Raw genomic sequence first — 16,175 nt, 5'->3', positions numbered from 1 at the left:
AATTGCTGGCTCGGGTCTTGATAATCCATGCCCCGAGCCTCAGATGATGGGAAAGATGCCCCGCTGCGTCAAGCTCGGGATGGCCCGGGCATATCGGAGTATGCTGATGGCTTGCGGGGTACTTTCAAGTGGATAGAATAGGCGCATGGGCACCGGGTTCGATTCTCAACCGGATCAGTCGACGCTGCTTGAGCGGGAACCGTCGAAGACCAAACCACCTCCAATGTTCAAGGTGGTGCTGTTGAACGACGACTTCACGCCGATGGAGTTCGTTGTGCTGGTATTGGAGAAGTTTTTCAGCAAGGGGCGTGAACAGGCTACCCAGATTATGCTCAAGGTGCATCATGAGGGCCGGGGCGTATGCGGGGTGTATCCCCGCGACATCGCCTCGACCAAAATCGAACAGGTGAGCCGGTACGCCCGGCAGAACCAGCATCCGCTTCAGTGCATCATGGAGGAAGCGTGATTTCTCAAGAACTTGAAGTCAGCCTGCATATGGCTTTCGTCGAGGCCCGCCAGGCCCGGCACGAATTCATCACGGTAGAGCACCTGCTGCTCTCGCTGCTCGACAATCCGTCGGCGGCCGAGGTCTTGCGGGCGTGCGCCGCCAACCTCGACGACTTGCGCCGCAACCTGCGCAATTTCGTCAACGACAACACGCCCGTCATCCCGGGCACCGACGAGGCCGACACCCAGCCGACGCTCGGGTTCCAGCGCGTGATCCAGCGCGCCATCATGCACGTCCAGTCCACCGGCAACGGCAAGAAGGAAGTGGCCGGCGCCAACGTCCTGGTCGCCATCTTCGGCGAAAAGGATTCCCACGCGGTCTACTACCTGCACCAGCAGGGGATCACGCGGCTGGACGTGGTCAACTTCATGTCCCACGGCATCACCAAGCAGCCGCAGCTCGAGGCCTCCAATACCCCCAAGGAGCCCGAAGCCGAGGCGGAGGCCGAGGCCAAGCAGTCGCCGCTGGACCAGTACACCCAGAACCTGAACGTGGCGGCCAAGGCCGGCAAGATCGATCCGCTCATCGGCCGCGAAGGCGAGGTCGAGCGCGTCATCCAGGTGCTGTGCCGCCGCCGCAAGAACAATCCGCTGCTGGTCGGCGAAGCCGGGGTGGGCAAGACCGCCATCGCCGAGGGCCTGGCGTGGCGCATCACCGAGGGCTCCGTGCCCGAGGTGCTGGCCGACGCCTGCGTCTACTCGCTCGACATGGGCGCGCTGCTGGCGGGCACCAAGTACCGCGGCGACTTCGAGCAGCGCCTGAAGGCCGTGCTCAAGCAATTGAAGGAAAGCCCCAAGGCCATCCTGTTCATCGACGAGATCCACACGCTGATCGGGGCGGGCGCCGCCTCGGGCGGCACGCTGGACGCGTCCAACCTGCTCAAGCCCGCGCTGTCGTCCGGCCAGCTCAAATGCATAGGCGCGACCACCTATACCGAGTACCGCGGCATCTTCGAGAAAGACCACGCGCTGTCGCGCCGCTTCCAGAAGATAGACGTGAACGAGCCCAGCGTCGAGCAGACGGTGCAGATCCTGCGCGGCCTGAAGCAGCGCTTCGAGGACCACCACAGCGTCAAGTATTCCTCGGCCGCGCTGTCCGCTGCGGCGGAGCTGGCGGCCAAGTTCATCAACGACCGCCACCTGCCGGACAAGGCCATCGACGTCATCGACGAGGCTGGCGCGGCCCAGCGCATCCTGCCCAAGTCGCGGCAGAAGAAGATCATCGGCAAGGCCGAGATCGAGGACATCGTCTCCAAGATCGCCCGGATTCCGCCCCAGGCGGTGTCCAGCGACGACCGCAGCAAGCTGGCCACGCTCGAGCGCGACCTGAAGGCGGTGGTGTTCGGCCAGGATGCGGCCATCGACGCGCTGGCGGGATCCATCAAGATGGCCCGGTCCGGCCTGGGCAAGCCCGACAAGCCGATCGGCGCCTTCCTGTTCTCCGGTCCTACCGGCGTGGGCAAGACCGAAGTCGCCAAGCAACTCGCCTTCATCCTGGGCATCGAGCTGCTGCGCTTCGACATGTCCGAGTACATGGAGCGCCATGCGGTGTCGCGCCTGATCGGCGCGCCGCCGGGCTATGTCGGCTTCGACCAGGGCGGCCTGCTGACCGAGGCCATCGCCAAGAAGCCGCACTGCGTGCTGCTGCTGGACGAGATCGAGAAAGCCCACCCCGAGGTCTTCAACATCCTGCTGCAGGTGATGGACCACGGCACGCTCACCGACAACAACGGGCGCAAGGCGGATTTCCGCAACGTCATCATCGTCATGACGACCAACGCGGGCGCCGAGACGCTGCAGAAGAACGTCATCGGCTTCGCCAATGCGCGCGAGCAGGGCGACGAAATGGCGGAAATCAAGCGCATGTTCACGCCCGAGTTCCGCAACCGCCTGGACGCGACCATTTCGTTCAAGTCGCTGGACGAGGAAATCATCCTGCGCGTGGTCGACAAGTTCCTGATGCAGCTCGAAGAGCAATTGCACGAGAAGCGCGTCGAGGTGATCTTCACCGACGCCTTGCGCACCCACCTCGGCAAGAAGGGCTTCGATCCGCTGATGGGCGCGCGCCCCATGCAGCGCCTGATCCAGGACACCATCCGGCGCGCGCTGGCCGACGAGCTGCTGTTCGGCAAGCTGGTCAGCGGCGGGCGAGTCACGGTGGACGTGGTCGACGAGGCGGTCAAGCTGACCTTCGACGATTCCCCGCCCAAGCCCGCGTCGCAACCGCAGGTGGAATTGGTGGATTGAACGCGGCGGCCCCGCCAGGCGGGGCCGCCGCGTCGCCATGCCGGAGCCTAGGCGTCACGCGCCGCGCTCCTGAACCCGCTTCGGCGGGTTTTCTTTTTGCAGGGCGGCCGCACCAGGCAAGTCAGGTATATCCCTGGGCCGCCGGCCGGTCGCCCCGGCCCTGCGCCGCCGCCAGCTCCTGCCTGGCGCCCGCCTGCAGCAGCGCGCTGTCCTTGGCGATGGTGATCAGGCCGAATCCCATGTCCGCGTAGCGGCGCCCCGAGGCGCCGCCCGAGCATTGGATGCCGGCCGTCAGGCCGTGGCGCCGGCAGGCTTCGAGGATGGCGCGGACGGCATCGGCATGCTCGCGCTCCGGCTTGTCCAGGTCGGGCTCCAGGCCCAGGCCCAGCGCCAGATCGGCCGGGCCCACGTAAATGCCGTCCAGGCCGGGCGTCGCGGCGATCGCTTCGAGGTTGGCCAGGCCCTGGCGGCTTTCTATCATCACCAGGCACAGCGGGCCGCCGCCCAGTACCGCGGTGTCGCGCGCATTGCGCACCAGCGCGGCGCGTATGGGCCCGTACGAGCGCACGCCGGCGGGCGGATAGCGGCAGGCGGCCACCGCCGCGGCCGCCTGGGCGGCGGTCTCGCACATCGGCACGATCACGGCCTGGGTGCCGGCGTCCAGCGCCTTGCCGATCATCCAGTCCGCCGCCGCCGGGACCCGCGTGACCGGGGCTGCGCCGGCGCGTTCGATCGCGGCGAACATCGTAACCGCGTCGCCATAGTCGAGCAGGCCGTGCTGCTGGTCGGCACAGACGTAGTCCAGCCCCGCGCTCGCCAGCAGCTCGGCGCCGAACGCGGCGGGAAGCGCGCACCAGCCGCCGAACACGGTTTTCTTCTCTTGCAGCCGTTCGCGTAAAACCTTGGACATGGTCGTCCTCCAAGTGGATGGGAAAAAGTGTTGACAAGCACATGGTACCCATAACACACTAAAAAGTGTATCCACTTTATGAAGTGGATACACCTTCCGAAGCCGACTGGCGGGCTCGACAGGGAAGGCTGGTCTCCATCGCGGTTGCGACCCGCGCCAGCGGGCTTATACAGGGGCAGGCATGAGCAGGGAATTCGATATCGATCCTGACGACTACGTGCGCGAGAAACCGGGGCATCAGTTCCTGGTCAGGACCGAGGCATACACGGACGCGGACGTCTTCGAGCTGGAAATGCGCAGGATCTTCGAGCGCACCTGGATCTACGTGGGACACGAGTCCGAACTGCCCGACGCGGGCAGCTTCAAGACGGCGCAGGTGGGGCGGCAGCCCATCATTGTGCTGCGCGACAAGCAGGGCGGGCTGGGGGCGTTCTTCAACCGCTGCGTGCATCGCGGCGCGGCGCTGCTGCGCGAGGCGGAGGGCACGGTGCAGGAACTGCGGTGTCCGTACCACGGCTGGGTGTTCGATCTGTCGGGCAAGACCCGCCTGGTGTCCGAGCGCAACGATCCGGGCGGATACGGCCCCGGCTTCGAGCAGCCCGAGGGGCTGGTGCCGGTGCCCAGGCTGGAGTCCTACCGCGGCCTGCTGTTCGTGTCGATGGATCCGCAGATCGTGCCGCTGGAGCGCTATCTGGGGCTGATGAAGGAAGTGATCGACGCCAAGCTCGATCTGTCGCCCACCGGCCGCATCGTGGTGGCATCCAAGCCCTACGTGGCCCGCTACCAGGGCAACTGGAAGCTGCAGACCGAGAACATCGTCGATGCCTATCACTTCATGCACACCCATGGCGCGTTCGTGAAGCTGCAGGCGAAGTTCGGCGACACCACCGGGGATTTCGGCGTGCACAAGGGACGCAGCACGCGCGAGATGCGCGAACAGCGTTTCCGCGGCGCGACCTGGTCCTGTCTGTACGGGCACGGCTACGCCCAGGTTCCGGCGGCGGATACGGACGCGCTGCTGGACGGCGAGTTCGGCGGGCTCTACCGCGCGCTGCATGCGCAGCACGGCGACGAAGGCTTCGCCCGCATCGCCTCCAAGGTGACCTCCACCGTTTTTCCCAGCATGGGAATGATCCACCAGCAGATACGCGTGTGGCGGCCGATCTCGCCGGAGGAAACCGAAGTGCTGATCTATCCCTACGAGATCGAAGGGGCGCCCGAGGCCTTCAATGCCGGCATGCTGCGCAGCCAGGAGCGCTTTTACGGACCGTCCGGGTTCGGCATGACCGACGACACCGAGATCTTCGCGCGCGTGACGCAGGGGCTGCGCGCCGACCACGTCAAGTGGCTGGTGTTCGACCGCGGCATGGATACCGATGAGCAGACCGCCAGCGGCGACTTCCGCGGCCTGCCGTCCAGCGAGGCGCCGCAGCGCGCGTTGTGGCGCGAGTGGTCCAGGCTGATGCGGCGGTCCGCCTCCGAGGCGTGATTTCCCTCAACACTCCAACAAGGGGTCTCCCCATGCTGCAAGACATTTCCCAGTTCATCTTCCGGGAAGCGAAGCTGCTCGACGACCGGGACTACGAGGCCTGGCTGGGCCTGTTCGAGCCCGACGGCCTGTACGTGGTGCCGCTGGCCGGCGAGGCGGACGGCGGCCGGCAGGCCGCCATCGTGCGCGACAACCAGGCCGCCCGAGAGGAGCGCGTCCATCATTTGCAGAACCACTGGTTCCCCGCCCAGCAGCCGCCGTCGCGCACGCTGCACTTCGTTTCCAACGTGCTGGGCCAGGAAAGCGACGGCATCTGGCGGGTGTCGACCAGCCAGATGATCTACGAAACGCGCGAGGGCGATTGGACCCAGGTGGGCCTGGGCGAGCTGCGATCCATCGTGGCGCGGATCGACTACCAGCTCCGGATCACGCCGGACGGCCTGCGCATACGCGAGAAGCGCGTGCTCCTGCTCAATGCGGCGAGCTGGCAGCAGAACCTGGCTTTCATCTACTGAGGAAGACGTACATGAGGATCGTGAGATACGGACCGGAGGGCGGCGAGAAGCCCGGCGCGCTGGATGGGCAGGGGCGGTTGCGCGACCTGTCCGGCCTGGTGGCCGATATCGATGCCGCCACGCTGGCCCGCGGCCTGCAAGAGGGATTGCGCGCCGTCGACGTGGAAAAACTGCCGCTCGTGCCGGGCCAGCCGCGCCTGGGCGCGCCACTGGCCCGTCCGGGCAAGATCGTCGCCATCGGCCTGAACTACACCGACCACGCCGAGGAATCGGGAATGCCCGTGCCCCAGGAGCCGGTGGTGTTCATGAAGGCGCCGTCCACGCTGTCGGGGCCCTACGACGACGTGCCCAAGCCCGCCAACGCCGAGAAGATGGACTGGGAAGTCGAGCTGGGTATCGTGATCGGCAAGCGGTGCGCCGGCGCCGCGCCGGCCGACGCGCTCGGCCACGTGCTGGGCTATGTGGTGGTGAACGATCTGTCCGACCGGGCCTACCAGCTCGAGCGCGGCGGCCAGTGGGACAAGGGCAAGAGCTTCGACCGCTTCTGTCCCGTGGGCCCCTGGCTGGTCACCGCGGACGAGGTGGCGGACGTGCAGGCGCTCGGCATCTGGCTGAGCGTGGACGGCGAACGGGTGCAGTCGGGCAACACCGGCAGGATGATTTTCGATTGCCGCAGCATCGTCAGCTACGTCAGCCAGTTCATGACCCTGGAGCCGGGCGATCTGATCATTACCGGCACGCCGGCAGGCGTGGGCCTGGGCATGCGGCCCGCGCGCTTCCTGCGCGGCGGCGAGGTCCTGGAGCTGGGCATCGACGGGCTCGGCGCCCAGCGCTACACCATTACTTCCCGACCGGCGTCCCGGTGAAAAGGAGGCGAGCATGAATGGGGAGTTCCCATCCGACCGGTTCCTGGACCGGCTCGCGGATTTCTGCCTGCGGGCGCGCGCATTCGAGCTCGATGCCGGCGCCCGGTCGGCGGCCGGCAAGGTGGTGCTCGACAGCCTGGGCGTGGTCCTGGGCGCGCTCGACCACCGGGCCACGCGCAGCGCGCGGCGCTTCGCGGCGCGTTTCGGCGTGGAGCGGGGCGCGCGGCTGTGGGGCAGCGGCGAACGGGTCAACGCCGAGCACGCGGCGCTGCTCAACGGCGCGCCGCTGCGCGCCTACGACTACAACGACTACTACTTCGGCCGGCTCGGCGGCGCACATCCCAGCGACATCCTGACCGGGGTGCTGGCGGTGGCCGAGGCCGAGGGCGCGCCGGGACGCGAGGCCGTGCGCGCGCTGTGCCTGGGCTACGAACTGGTGGTGGGGCTGAGCGACTACATCGACCCGGAGCGTGGCGGCTGGGACTATCCGGCCTTGACGACGCTGGGCGGGGTGGCCGCCGCCGGCGCGCTGCTGGAACTGGACCGGGAGCAGTTCCGGCACGCGTTCTCGATCGCGGTCAACGCGCATTACCCTTCCAACGAAGTCGAGTCGTCCGAACCCGATGCCCATGGCGAACTGACCATGTGGAAGCGCTTCAACGGCAGCGACGGCGTGCGGCAGGCGGTGCAGGCCTGCTACCTGGCCAGCGCCGGCGTGGAAGGAGTGGTGCGCCCGTTCGAGGGGCGCCATGGATTCCTGGCCAAGCTCCAGGTCACGGCCGACGAGGCCATGGCCGCGCAGCGCCATCTGGACGGCATCGCGGGGTTCGGCGCCATCGCGCGCGGCAGCTTCAAGCGCTGGCCGGTAGGCTCGCGCGGCCAGAGCGCGATCCAGTCGGCGCTGCGCGCCCGCGCCGCGCTGTCGGCGCAAGGCAGGGATGCGGCGGCGATCCGCAAGGTGGAAGTGCGGGCCGACCCGGGCGTCTACGAACACCTGTACGCGATCCGCAGCGATCCGCTGCAGCCGCGCACGCGGGAAGCCGCCGATCACTCTCTGCCCTACATCGTGGCGGCGGCGCTGGCGCAGGGCCGCATCGGCCCGGACAGCTTCGAGGCGCCCGTGCGCGAGGCGCCGGCCGTGCGCAGGCTGCTGGATGCGGACATGGAAATCGTGCGTGCGCCGTCGGCATCGCCGTCCAACCTGTTGGCCGAAGTGGTGCTGGAGGACGACGCCGGCCGCCGCTATGCGGGCGGCTGCGAGCCGGCGCCGGGATCGGCCGGGACGGACATGCCGCTCGAGGAGCTGATCGAAAAGTTCCGCGAGAACGTCGGCGACCGCCTCCAGGGAGGCGCCGACGCGCTGATCGCCTGCGTCGAATCGCTGGACGCCAGCGCCGATGTGCGGGCGCTGGTAACGGCCACGCTGGTGCATTGAAGCTGGGTTCGAGATTGCGTTAGGAAATTTTTGCCGCCGGGCCGTCCCAAGGCAAAAGCGCCCCCTCGGGGGACAGCGCTGCCGCGCAGCGGCAAGCGTGGGGGCATTTTTCGTTTTCAACCTGTCGTTGCAAGGAGCTTTGCCATGTGGATGCGTAGCGTTTGCAAATTTGTGTTGATGCTGTCCTGCTGTCTGGCGGCCGTGGGAACCTCCCAGGCCGCCGACTTTCCGGCCAAGCCGGTCAAGTTCGTGGTCCCGTTCACCCCGGGCACGGGGCCGGACCGGCTGGCCAGGCTGGTCGCCGAAGACCTCGGCAAAACCTGGAAGGTGCCGGTGGTGGTCGAGAACCGGCTCGGCGCCTCGGGCCACGTCGGCGCCCAGGTGGTCGGCCAGTCGCCGCCCGACGGCTATACCGTGGGCGTCATGGCCACCAATATTTCCCTGACCGCGCACTTGATCAAATCGGAGGGCTTTGTGCCCATGCGCGACCTGGCGCCGCTGACCATCGCCGGCTACGGCGACATGACGCTGGTGGTGTCGGGCAAGTCCCGCTTCAACACGCTGCGCGACCTGCTGGACTACGCCAGGCAGCATCCGCGCGAGCTGGCCTTCGCCAGCGCGGGCATGGGCTCGCCCGCGCACATCTTCCTGGCGCAGATGCAGCAGAAAACCGGCACGGAGTTCCTGCACGTCCCCTACAAGGGCACGGCGCCGGCCGTGACCGACTTGATCGGCGGGCAGGTCCATGCCTCGTTCGTCGCTACCCATACGGTGGCGCCGTACCTGGCCTCCGGCCAGTTGAGGGCATTGGGCGTGGCGGCGCCTCAGCGCAATTCGCATGCGCCCGACATCCCGTCGTTCGCCGAACAGGGCGTGCCGGATTTCTCCACCGAGGCCTGGTATGGCTTCATGCTGCCGGCCGGCGTGCCGGAGCCCATCGCCGAACAGCTGTACCGCGACATCCGCGCCAGCGTCGAGCAGGAGCATGTACGCTCGCAGCTGGACAAGTTCGGCCTGACCGTGCGGCCTTCCACGCGGGAGGAAATGCGCCAGGTGGTCGACAAGGAATACCGCACCTACGGCGACATCATCAGCAAATACAACATCAAGCTCCAGGAGTGAAGGCATGCAGACTGCTACCGAGTTTCCCCCCGTGCTCGACCTGGCCGGACTGTCGGTACTGGTGATCGGCGCCGAAGGGGGCGTGGGCCCGGCCGTGGTCGCCGGTTTCGACGCCCATGGCGCCCGCACCTGCGTGGGGCTGCTGGCGGCGGACGCCGCGCCGCCGGGCGGGCGGCCGGCGCTGGCGGTGCCGCAGGGATGCGTCGACGATCCGGCGGCGCTGCGCGGCTTCCTGGACCGCTGCGACGCGGTGAACGGTCCGGTCGAGGTGGTGGCCTACGTGTCGCCGCCCGTCACGGTGGGCAGGGCGCTCGAGCTGGACGACGCGGCGTATGCGCGCGTCATCCGCGACGAACTGCTGCTGCCCGTGCTGCTGTTGCGCGAATCGGCCCGGCGCATGGCGGCGCGCGGGTTCGGCCGCCTGCTGTCGTTCTGCTCGATGTCGGGCAAGACCGGCGTGCATCCCGGCGTGAGCCCCTATGCCGCGGCCAAGGGCGGGCTGATCGCGTTTTCGCGCTCGCTGGCGGCGGAGCTGGCGCCGCAGGGCGTGACCGTCAACGTGATCGCCACCGCCTTGTTCGACGTGCAGGTGAACAAGACCGGCGAAGCCCTGCACGAGGTGGTCAAGGGCATACCGGTGGGCCGCGTCGGGCGCTCGCAGGAGGCCGCCGCGGCCGCGCTGTTCCTGGCCTCGCGCCAGTCGGGCTACATCACCGGCGAAACGGTGAACATGTCCGGCGGCCGCTTCATGGACTAGAGGATAAAGCCCCCCCTACGCGCTGACGCGCGCCCCCCAGGGGGCGGCGCTGGCGGACCGGCGAAGCCGGATCCGCGGCGCCCTGGGTCGGACAGCGTACTGCGGAAGGTGCGCCGCGCCATGAGGAATCGGAAAGCACGGGTTGGCTACAACCTTACGCGCAGCACGTCGAGCGCGCCCTGGGTGCTGGTGGGGGTGTAGGCCGGGTCGATCAGGCCGATGGCGGCGGTGGCGGCGCGCACCAGTTGGAGCGTGTTGATGCGCTGCGCGGCTTCCAGGTCGGCCGCCTCGTAGGCCTGCAGCAGGCCGGCGTGATCGCCGTGGTCGTCGCCGAACAGCGACGGCGAGGTCTGCTCGACCGAAAACCGCGCCCGCTCGGTGCGGTGCCAGTATTCCTCGATCTTGTCGCAGAAGATGCGGCCGGCCGGCCGGTTCAGGATGCGGTGGAACTGCATGTGCAGTTCGCGCCACTGCATCGAGGCCTCGCCTTTTTGCCGGGCCATCTTTTGCAGCACCTTGCGGCAGGCATCGAAATCGGCCTGGACCAGGCGCCCCAGGGTGATCTGCGTGACCACGGCCTGGCTGGCGATCCACAGGCCGTAGACCTGGTCCACTTCCCCGGCGGTGACCTGGGTGACCGTCATCCTGTATTTGAAGCGCGCCTCGGCCAGGCCATCGGCCTGGAGCATGCGCAGCGCCTCCCGCACCGGCGTGCGGCTGACGCCGTACTCCTGCGAGATGTGGACCTGGTTCAATTCGTGGCCGGGACGGATCTCGCCCTGGAAAATGCGTTTGCGCAGCGCGTCGTAGATGCGGACCGCTTCGTGATCCGCCTCGGCGCCGGCGCGTTCGGTTGTCGTCATGGACACGGCCTGTAGGGGCGGGACTGCCGGCTGCGTATTCTACGTCAATGCTCGTCCTCTTCGTTGCCGCCCCGGCGCATTGCCGCGGCCGCGCCGGGGCCGGCAGTGTTGCGCCAATGGGGCAGACACGGCGGAGAGAGGAGAATGTGCGGGCTTTTTTTCCCTTTATGGGGTATCATTGCTGTACTGCACAAATCCCATCGGCCGTTCGGCCTCGATGTGGCCTCCATGCAGACGATCGGTCGCCTTGGTGCGGCCGAAAACTGCATCGTCTCTGACCTCGTTTTTCCCTTCGCGTTGCGCGCACGGTGATATCGGTCGGCGCCGATGATCCGTCCGGAGCGGCTGTGACCGTCTCCGCCGCGTAGCGCCAGCTTTCCAGGCTTGCCCATGATTCGGCTCCCGTTGATGGAGCCGTGGTGTCGTGCGTTTCTCGCACGCGCTTTGGCCATGCTTGGCGTGCTCGCGCTGCGCATTACGCAACGTAAGGAATAAAGATGTCTTTTGCTGAACTCGGTCTGGCTCCGTCCATTGTCCAATCCCTGACCGAAGCCGGTTTTTCCGAACCCACGCCGGTGCAGGCGCGCGCCATTCCGCTGGCCCTGGAAGGCCACGACCTGATGGTGTCGTCGCAGACGGGCAGCGGCAAGACCGCCGCTTTCATGCTGCCGGCGCTGAACAAGCAGGTCCAGGCCTCGCCGCTGCGCACGCCCGGCGTGCGCGTGCTGGTGCTGACGCCGACGCGCGAACTGGCCCAGCAGGTGAGCGACGCCACCCGCACCTATGGCAAGACGCTGAACTGGCTGCGCACCGCCACGGTGGTGGGCGGCATGCCCTACGGCGCCCAGCTGAAGGCGCTGTCGCGCCGCGTGGACGTGCTGGTCGCGACCCCGGGCCGCCTGCTGGACCACGTCCAGTCGGGCAAGGTCAACCTTTCTGAAGTCGAAGTGCTGGTGCTGGACGAGGCCGACCGCATGCTGGACATGGGTTTCATCGACGACATCGAAGCCATCGTCGCCCGCACGCCGGCCACCCGCCAGACGCTGCTGTTCTCGGCCACGCTGGACGGCTCCGTCGCGCGCATGGCCGCCAAAATGATGCGCGATCCTCAGCGTATCGAGATCGCCAGCCAGAAGGAAAAGCACGTCAACATCACCCAGTCGCTGCTGTACGCGGACGACATGGAACACAAGATGCGCCTGCTCGACCATCTGCTGCGCGATGCCAGCATGCAGCAGGCCATCGTGTTCACCTCGACCAAGCGGGCCGCCGATGAGCTGGCCGATACGCTGGCCGACCAGGGCTTTGCCGCCGAGGCTCTGCACGGTGACATGAACCAGCGCCAGCGCACGCGCACGCTGGGCAACGTGCAGCGCGGCCGGGTGCAGATCCTGGTCGCTACCGACGTGGCCGCGCGCGGCATCGACGTCCAGGGCATCAGCCACGTGGTCAATTTCGACCTGCCCATGCAGGCCGAAGACTACGTCCACCGCATCGGCCGCACCGGCCGCGCGGGCCGCGATGGCCTGGCGTTCACGCTGGCCGCCCATGGCGAACGCCATAAGGTCCGCACCATCGAGCGCTACACCGACCAAAGCATCCCCGTCCAGGTGGTTCCGGGCCTGGAGCCCCAGCGCGCGCCGCGTCCCGGCGCCGACCGTCCGCGCCGCGGCGGCCCCGGCGGCAAGCAGGGCTACCGTCCGGGCGGCCGTGGCAGCTATGCGCAGCGCGACGGCGGCTACCGTCAGGAAAACCGTCCGGCCTTCGGCGATCGTCCGCGCGGCGATCGTCCCCAGGGTGACCGTCCTCAGGGCGACCGCCCGTACGAGGCGCGTCCGCAGGGCGAGCGCTTCCGCAGCGAGCGCCCGCATGCCGACCGTCCCCAGCGCGCCTATGGCGATCGTCCGGTCCAGGCCGACCGCCCCCGCCGTGAGTTCGGCGACCGTCCGCAGCGCGAGCAGGGCGATCGTGCGCAACAGCCGTCTTTCGGCTGGAGCGACCGTCCGCGCGGTCCGCGCGCCGACGGCGATCGCCGTGAAACCCGCAGCGATGCGCCGCGCCGCTTCGACTCGCGCCGCCGCGCTGCATAGGGAAGCCCACCCCGTACCCGCTTACGCGGGTCCCCTCGAGGGGGCGGCGCTGGCGGACCGGCAAAGCCGGATCCGCGGCGCCCTGGGTTGAAGCCCAGCGTGCTTCGTGCAAACGCGGATGTAGGTAGGAATCCCCGCCGGCCTTCGGGTCGAGCGGGGTTTTTTTTAGGCGATTGATTTGAGTTGAAATAATGTTAAGAGATATGATTCGTCTCGATGCCATTCGGACAAGCCACCATTCGCGCCCGTGTGCTCGCCGGGATTCTTGCGCTGGGCGCGGGAATCCCGGCGGGCGCGGGCTATGCGCAAGATGCGGCGCCGGACGCGGGGGCGCAGGATAGCCTGGAGCGGGCGCGGCAATCGGGACGGCTGCGGGTGGGGTATGCCAACGAGGCCCCGTTCGCCTACATGGACAGCCGCGCCGGCAAGCTGACGGGCGAGGCGCCCGAGATCGCGCGCAAGGTGCTGGCGCGCCTCGGCATAGACGAGGTCGAGGGCGTGCTGACCGAGTTCGGCGCGCTGATTCCGGGCCTGCTCGCCGGCCGCTTCGACATGATCGCCGCCGGCATGTACGTGCTGCCGGAGCGGTGCCGCCAGATCGCGTTTTCCAATCCGACCTACGGCGTGGGCGACGGCTTTCTGCAGCGCACCGACAATCCCTTGCAACTGCGCAGCTATGCCGAGGCGGCGGCCGATCCCGGCGCGCGCGTGGGCGTGGTGGTCGGCGCCGTGCAGAACGACTACGCCGCGCGTGCCGGCGTGCCGGCGGCGCGAGTGGTGGTGTTTCCCGACGTGGTCAGCGCCGTCGAAGGGGTCATGGCAGGGCGCGCCGATGTCTATGCCGCGACCGCGCTGACGATCAATTACGTGCTGACCAAGGTGCCCGACTGGGACATCGAGAAAGTGGCGCGCTTCGTCCAGCCTACCGAGGCGGGGCAATCCGTCCGGGGATACGGGGCGTTCGGCTTCCGCAAGCAGGACGAGGCCTTGCGGCAGGCGTTCGACCGGGAGTTGGCCGGGTTCATCGGTTCTCCCGAGCACCAGGCGCTGGTGGCGCCGTTCGGATTCACGCAGGGCGAATTGCCGGGCGATGTCACCGCAGCGCAGCTGTGCGGCGCGTCCGACGAGGCACCGGACGCGCAAGCCCCCGCAGGCGGTCTTGAGGAAGACGGCGAGGCAGCCGGGAACACCGCTCCATGACCGACCTTCCGGAACTGCTGCCGCCGCTGCTGCGCGGGCTGTTCATCACTTTGCAGATTACCGCGGGCGGCGCGGCGGTGGCGGTGCCGCTGGCCGTGCTGGCCGGGCTCGGACGCCTGTCGAGACGGCCTTGGCTGGCGTGGCCGGCGGCCTGCTATGTCGAGCTGTTCCGCGGCACCTCCGCGCTCGTGCAACTGTTCTGGGTTTATTACGTGCTGCCGCTGTTCGGCTTGAAGCTGCCGGCCTTGGTGGCGGGCATCCTGGTGCTGGGATTGAATGCGGGCGCCTACGGCGCCGAGGTCGTGCGCGGCGCGGTGGCGGCGGTGCCGCGCGGCCAGGTGGAGGCGGCGCTCGCGCTCAACATGGGGCCGCGCGCCACGCTGTGGCGTATCGTGCTGCCGCAGGCGGTGCCCGCCATGCTGCCGCCCGCCGGCAACCTGCTGATCGAGCTGCTCAAGAACACCGCGCTGGTCTCGCTCATCACCATTACCGACCTGACGTTCAGCGCGCAGCTGCTGCGCAGCGAGACCTTCCGCACCGTCGAGGTCTTCACGCTCGCGCTGCTGATGTATTTCGTGGCGGCGCAGTGCCTGAGCGCGGGCATGCGATGGCTGGAGCGGCGCGCCAGGCGCCACGTGGGGCGCGCATGATCGTGGATCCGTCCCGTCCCGTCTTCGATTGGGCCTATGCGCGCCAGGTGCTGCCGGTCTTGATGGACGGCCTGTGGATCACCGTGCAGGCCACCGTGCTGGGCATGGCGCTGGCCGTTACGCTGGGCCTGGTGCTGGCGCTGGCCAGGCGCGCGTCGCTGCGGCCGCTGGCCTGGGCTGCCGCCGCCTGCATCGAGTTCGTACGCAGCACGCCGCTGCTGATGCAACTCTTCTTCCTGTTCTATGTGCTGCCGGTCACCGGCGTGCAGTTCTCGCCGCTGGCCACCGGCGTGCTCGGCCTGGGGCTGCACTACGCCGCCTATTGCGCGGAGGTCTACCGCGCCGGCCTGGAGGGTGTGCCGCGCGGGCAATGGGAGGCGGCGCGCGCGCTCAACCTGGGGCATTGGCGCACGCTGCGCGATGTCATCCTGCCGCAGGCCATCCCCCCGGTGATTCCCGCCCTGGGCAACTACCTGGTGGCGATGTTCAAGGATACGCCGCTGCTGTCGGCCATTACCGTGGTCGAGCTGCTGCAGGCCAGCAAGATCGCCGGCTCGGCCACGTTCCGCTATACCGAGCCGCTGACCCTGGTGGGGCTGGCTTTCCTGGTGTTGAGCCTGGCCGCGGCGGGCGTCGTGAGGACGCTGGAGCGGCGGTGGCGGTGAGCGAAACGAGGAGACGGAGATGAGCGCCAGCGTGACGCTGGAAAACATAAGCAAGCGCTACGGCGAGGTGGAGGTGCTGCGCGGCATCGACCTGCACATCCCGGCCGGCCAGACGGTTGCCCTGATCGGTCCGTCGGGATCGGGCAAGTCCACGCTGCTGCGGCTGCTGATGACGCTGGAGCGGCCCGACGCGGGCCGCGTCCTGATCGACGGCGAGCCGATGTGGACCCAGCCGCGCGGCGGCCGGGAAGCGCCGGCCACCGAGGCGCACCTGCGCAAGGTGCGCGGCAAGATAGGCATGGTGTTCCAGCATTTCAACCTGTTCCCGCACATGACCGCGCTGGACAACGTGGCCGAGGCGCCGCGCCACGTGCTGGGGCTGGGGCGGGCCGAGGCCGAGGCGCGCGCGGCGGAATACCTGGGCAAGGTAGGCCTGGGCGACAAGCTCGGCCAGTATCCGGGCAATCTCTCGGGCGGGCAGAAGCAGCGGGTGGGTATCGCCCGGGCCCTGGCCATGCGGCCGGAAATCATGCTGTTCGATGAAGTGACCTCGGCGCTCGATCCCGAGCTGGTGGGCGGCGTGCTGGAGATCCTGCGCGAATTGTCGGCGAGCCGTACGATGACGATGATCATCGTCACGCACCAGATGAAGTTCGCCGAGCGCAGTTCCGACCGCACGCTGTTCTTCGAGGCGGGCCGCATCCTCGAGGACGGCCCTTCGCCGGAGGTGTTCAATGCGCCGTCGCATGCCCGCACCCGGCAGTTCCTCGACGCGGTGATCGACGCCTGAGCGGCGGGCGGCGCGGGTTAGACTATCGCGAACGGCGCGCCGCGCCCGATCCTTCCTGGAGCCGTCCGT

Annotated in this window: 15 protein-coding genes; 13 read left to right on the top strand and 2 right to left on the bottom strand. The window is 68.2% G+C overall.

Annotation, left to right across the window (positions count from 1 at the left end; genetic code table 11):
* The first annotated feature begins 145 nt into the window (after positions 1-145).
* Both clpS and clpA read left to right on the top strand, forming a co-directional pair.
* Entirely contained in the window at positions 146-466 is a 321-nt protein-coding gene (gene clpS, locus PIGHUM_RS16945) for an ATP-dependent Clp protease adapter ClpS (RefSeq protein ID WP_124080758.1), read from the top strand.
* Positions 463-2,754 carry an ATP-dependent Clp protease ATP-binding subunit ClpA gene (clpA, locus tag PIGHUM_RS16940; protein WP_187697803.1) on the top strand — a complete coding sequence of 764 codons (2,292 nt, stop codon included), beginning with the start codon at positions 463-465 and terminating at the stop codon, positions 2,752-2,754. The genes clpS and clpA overlap by 4 nt, the downstream gene beginning before the upstream one ends.
* Positions 2,755-2,875: 121 nt before the next feature.
* Here the strand turns inward: clpA and PIGHUM_RS16935 are convergent, their stop codons facing one another.
* Complete coding sequence (locus PIGHUM_RS16935) at positions 2,876-3,664, bottom strand: HpcH/HpaI aldolase family protein (RefSeq protein ID WP_124080756.1); 789 nt, start codon at positions 3,662-3,664, stop codon at positions 2,876-2,878.
* Positions 3,665-3,845: 181 nt separating this feature from the next.
* On the opposite strand from PIGHUM_RS16935, the gene PIGHUM_RS16930 reads away from it, so the two are divergent.
* From PIGHUM_RS16930 to PIGHUM_RS16905, 6 genes are all read left to right on the top strand, one after another.
* Entirely contained in the window at positions 3,846-5,153 is a 1,308-nt protein-coding gene (locus PIGHUM_RS16930) for an aromatic ring-hydroxylating oxygenase subunit alpha (RefSeq protein ID WP_124080755.1), read from the top strand.
* A gap of 32 nt (positions 5,154-5,185) precedes the next feature.
* A complete protein-coding gene (locus tag PIGHUM_RS16925) occupies positions 5,186-5,668 on the top strand; it encodes an aromatic-ring-hydroxylating dioxygenase subunit beta (RefSeq protein WP_124080754.1) in 483 nt (160 codons plus the stop codon).
* Between the two features lie 11 nt (positions 5,669-5,679).
* The gene (locus PIGHUM_RS16920; RefSeq protein ID WP_124080753.1) at positions 5,680-6,534 is read left to right on the top strand and encodes a fumarylacetoacetate hydrolase family protein; all 855 of its coding nucleotides are present in this window, start codon (positions 5,680-5,682) and stop codon (positions 6,532-6,534) included.
* 13 nt (positions 6,535-6,547) lie between these two features.
* Positions 6,548-7,969 carry an MmgE/PrpD family protein gene (locus PIGHUM_RS16915; protein ID WP_124080752.1) on the top strand — a complete coding sequence of 474 codons (1,422 nt, stop codon included), beginning with the start codon at positions 6,548-6,550 and terminating at the stop codon, positions 7,967-7,969.
* A gap of 177 nt (positions 7,970-8,146) precedes the next feature.
* Positions 8,147-9,091, top strand: coding sequence for a Bug family tripartite tricarboxylate transporter substrate binding protein (locus tag PIGHUM_RS16910; protein ID WP_160142326.1), 945 nt, complete (start codon positions 8,147-8,149; stop codon positions 9,089-9,091).
* 4 nt (positions 9,092-9,095) lie between these two features.
* A complete protein-coding gene (locus PIGHUM_RS16905) occupies positions 9,096-9,848 on the top strand; it encodes an SDR family NAD(P)-dependent oxidoreductase (RefSeq protein WP_124080750.1) in 753 nt (250 codons plus the stop codon).
* A 146-nt stretch (positions 9,849-9,994) separates the two neighbouring features.
* Here the strand turns inward: PIGHUM_RS16905 and PIGHUM_RS16900 are convergent, their stop codons facing one another.
* Positions 9,995-10,711: a GntR family transcriptional regulator gene (locus PIGHUM_RS16900; RefSeq protein ID WP_124080749.1), complete on the bottom strand. Its 717-nt coding sequence runs from the start codon at positions 10,709-10,711 to the stop codon at positions 9,995-9,997.
* Between the two features lie 497 nt (positions 10,712-11,208).
* Between PIGHUM_RS16900 and PIGHUM_RS16895 the strand changes: the two genes are divergently transcribed.
* The 5 genes from PIGHUM_RS16895 to ehuA all read left to right on the top strand — a co-directional run bounded on the left by PIGHUM_RS16895 (position 11,209) and on the right by ehuA (position 16,106).
* Entirely contained in the window at positions 11,209-12,801 is a 1,593-nt protein-coding gene (locus PIGHUM_RS16895; RefSeq protein ID WP_124080748.1) for a DEAD/DEAH box helicase, read from the top strand.
* Positions 12,802-13,017: 216 nt separating this feature from the next.
* Positions 13,018-14,001 carry an ectoine/hydroxyectoine ABC transporter substrate-binding protein EhuB gene (ehuB, locus tag PIGHUM_RS16890; protein WP_124080747.1) on the top strand — a complete coding sequence of 328 codons (984 nt, stop codon included), beginning with the start codon at positions 13,018-13,020 and terminating at the stop codon, positions 13,999-14,001.
* The gene (gene ehuC / locus PIGHUM_RS16885; RefSeq protein ID WP_124080746.1) at positions 13,998-14,651 is read left to right on the top strand and encodes an ectoine/hydroxyectoine ABC transporter permease subunit EhuC; all 654 of its coding nucleotides are present in this window, start codon (positions 13,998-14,000) and stop codon (positions 14,649-14,651) included. The genes ehuB and ehuC overlap by 4 nt, the downstream gene beginning before the upstream one ends.
* On the top strand, positions 14,648-15,316 hold the full coding sequence (ehuD, locus tag PIGHUM_RS16880; RefSeq protein ID WP_124080745.1) for an ectoine/hydroxyectoine ABC transporter permease subunit EhuD: 669 nt from the start codon (positions 14,648-14,650) through the stop codon (positions 15,314-15,316). The genes ehuC and ehuD overlap by 4 nt, the downstream gene beginning before the upstream one ends.
* Before the next feature lie 19 nt (positions 15,317-15,335).
* On the top strand, positions 15,336-16,106 hold the full coding sequence (ehuA, locus tag PIGHUM_RS16875) for an ectoine/hydroxyectoine ABC transporter ATP-binding protein EhuA (protein ID WP_124080744.1): 771 nt from the start codon (positions 15,336-15,338) through the stop codon (positions 16,104-16,106).
* The last annotated feature ends 69 nt before the right edge of the window (positions 16,107-16,175 follow it).

Source organism: Pigmentiphaga humi (genome assembly GCF_900606115.1).
Lineage (GTDB): Bacteria > Pseudomonadota > Gammaproteobacteria > Burkholderiales > Burkholderiaceae_B > Pigmentiphaga > Pigmentiphaga humi.
Note: the sequence above shows the minus strand (reverse complement) of the source record. Positions and strands in the feature narration are given on the sequence as shown.

Coding starts and splice junctions, on each gene's coding strand:
- PIGHUM_RS16930 (WP_124080755.1), top strand. CDS start 3,846: ATGAGCAGGGAATTCGATATCGATCCTGACGACTACGTGCGCGAGAAA.
- PIGHUM_RS16920 (WP_124080753.1), top strand. CDS start 5,680: ATGAGGATCGTGAGATACGGACCGGAGGGCGGCGAGAAGCCCGGCGCG.
- PIGHUM_RS16915 (WP_124080752.1), top strand. CDS start 6,548: ATGAATGGGGAGTTCCCATCCGACCGGTTCCTGGACCGGCTCGCGGAT.
- PIGHUM_RS16895 (WP_124080748.1), top strand. CDS start 11,209: ATGTCTTTTGCTGAACTCGGTCTGGCTCCGTCCATTGTCCAATCCCTG.
- ehuB (WP_124080747.1), top strand. CDS start 13,018: ATGCCATTCGGACAAGCCACCATTCGCGCCCGTGTGCTCGCCGGGATT.
- PIGHUM_RS16905 (WP_124080750.1), top strand. CDS start 9,096: ATGCAGACTGCTACCGAGTTTCCCCCCGTGCTCGACCTGGCCGGACTG.
- PIGHUM_RS16910 (WP_160142326.1), top strand. CDS start 8,147: ATGCTGTCCTGCTGTCTGGCGGCCGTGGGAACCTCCCAGGCCGCCGAC.
- clpS (WP_124080758.1), top strand. CDS start 146: ATGGGCACCGGGTTCGATTCTCAACCGGATCAGTCGACGCTGCTTGAG.
- ehuC (WP_124080746.1), top strand. CDS start 13,998: ATGACCGACCTTCCGGAACTGCTGCCGCCGCTGCTGCGCGGGCTGTTC.
- PIGHUM_RS16935 (WP_124080756.1), bottom strand. CDS start 3,664: ATGTCCAAGGTTTTACGCGAACGGCTGCAAGAGAAGAAAACCGTGTTC.
- PIGHUM_RS16900 (WP_124080749.1), bottom strand. CDS start 10,711: ATGACGACAACCGAACGCGCCGGCGCCGAGGCGGATCACGAAGCGGTC.
- ehuA (WP_124080744.1), top strand. CDS start 15,336: ATGAGCGCCAGCGTGACGCTGGAAAACATAAGCAAGCGCTACGGCGAG.
- ehuD (WP_124080745.1), top strand. CDS start 14,648: ATGATCGTGGATCCGTCCCGTCCCGTCTTCGATTGGGCCTATGCGCGC.
- PIGHUM_RS16925 (WP_124080754.1), top strand. CDS start 5,186: ATGCTGCAAGACATTTCCCAGTTCATCTTCCGGGAAGCGAAGCTGCTC.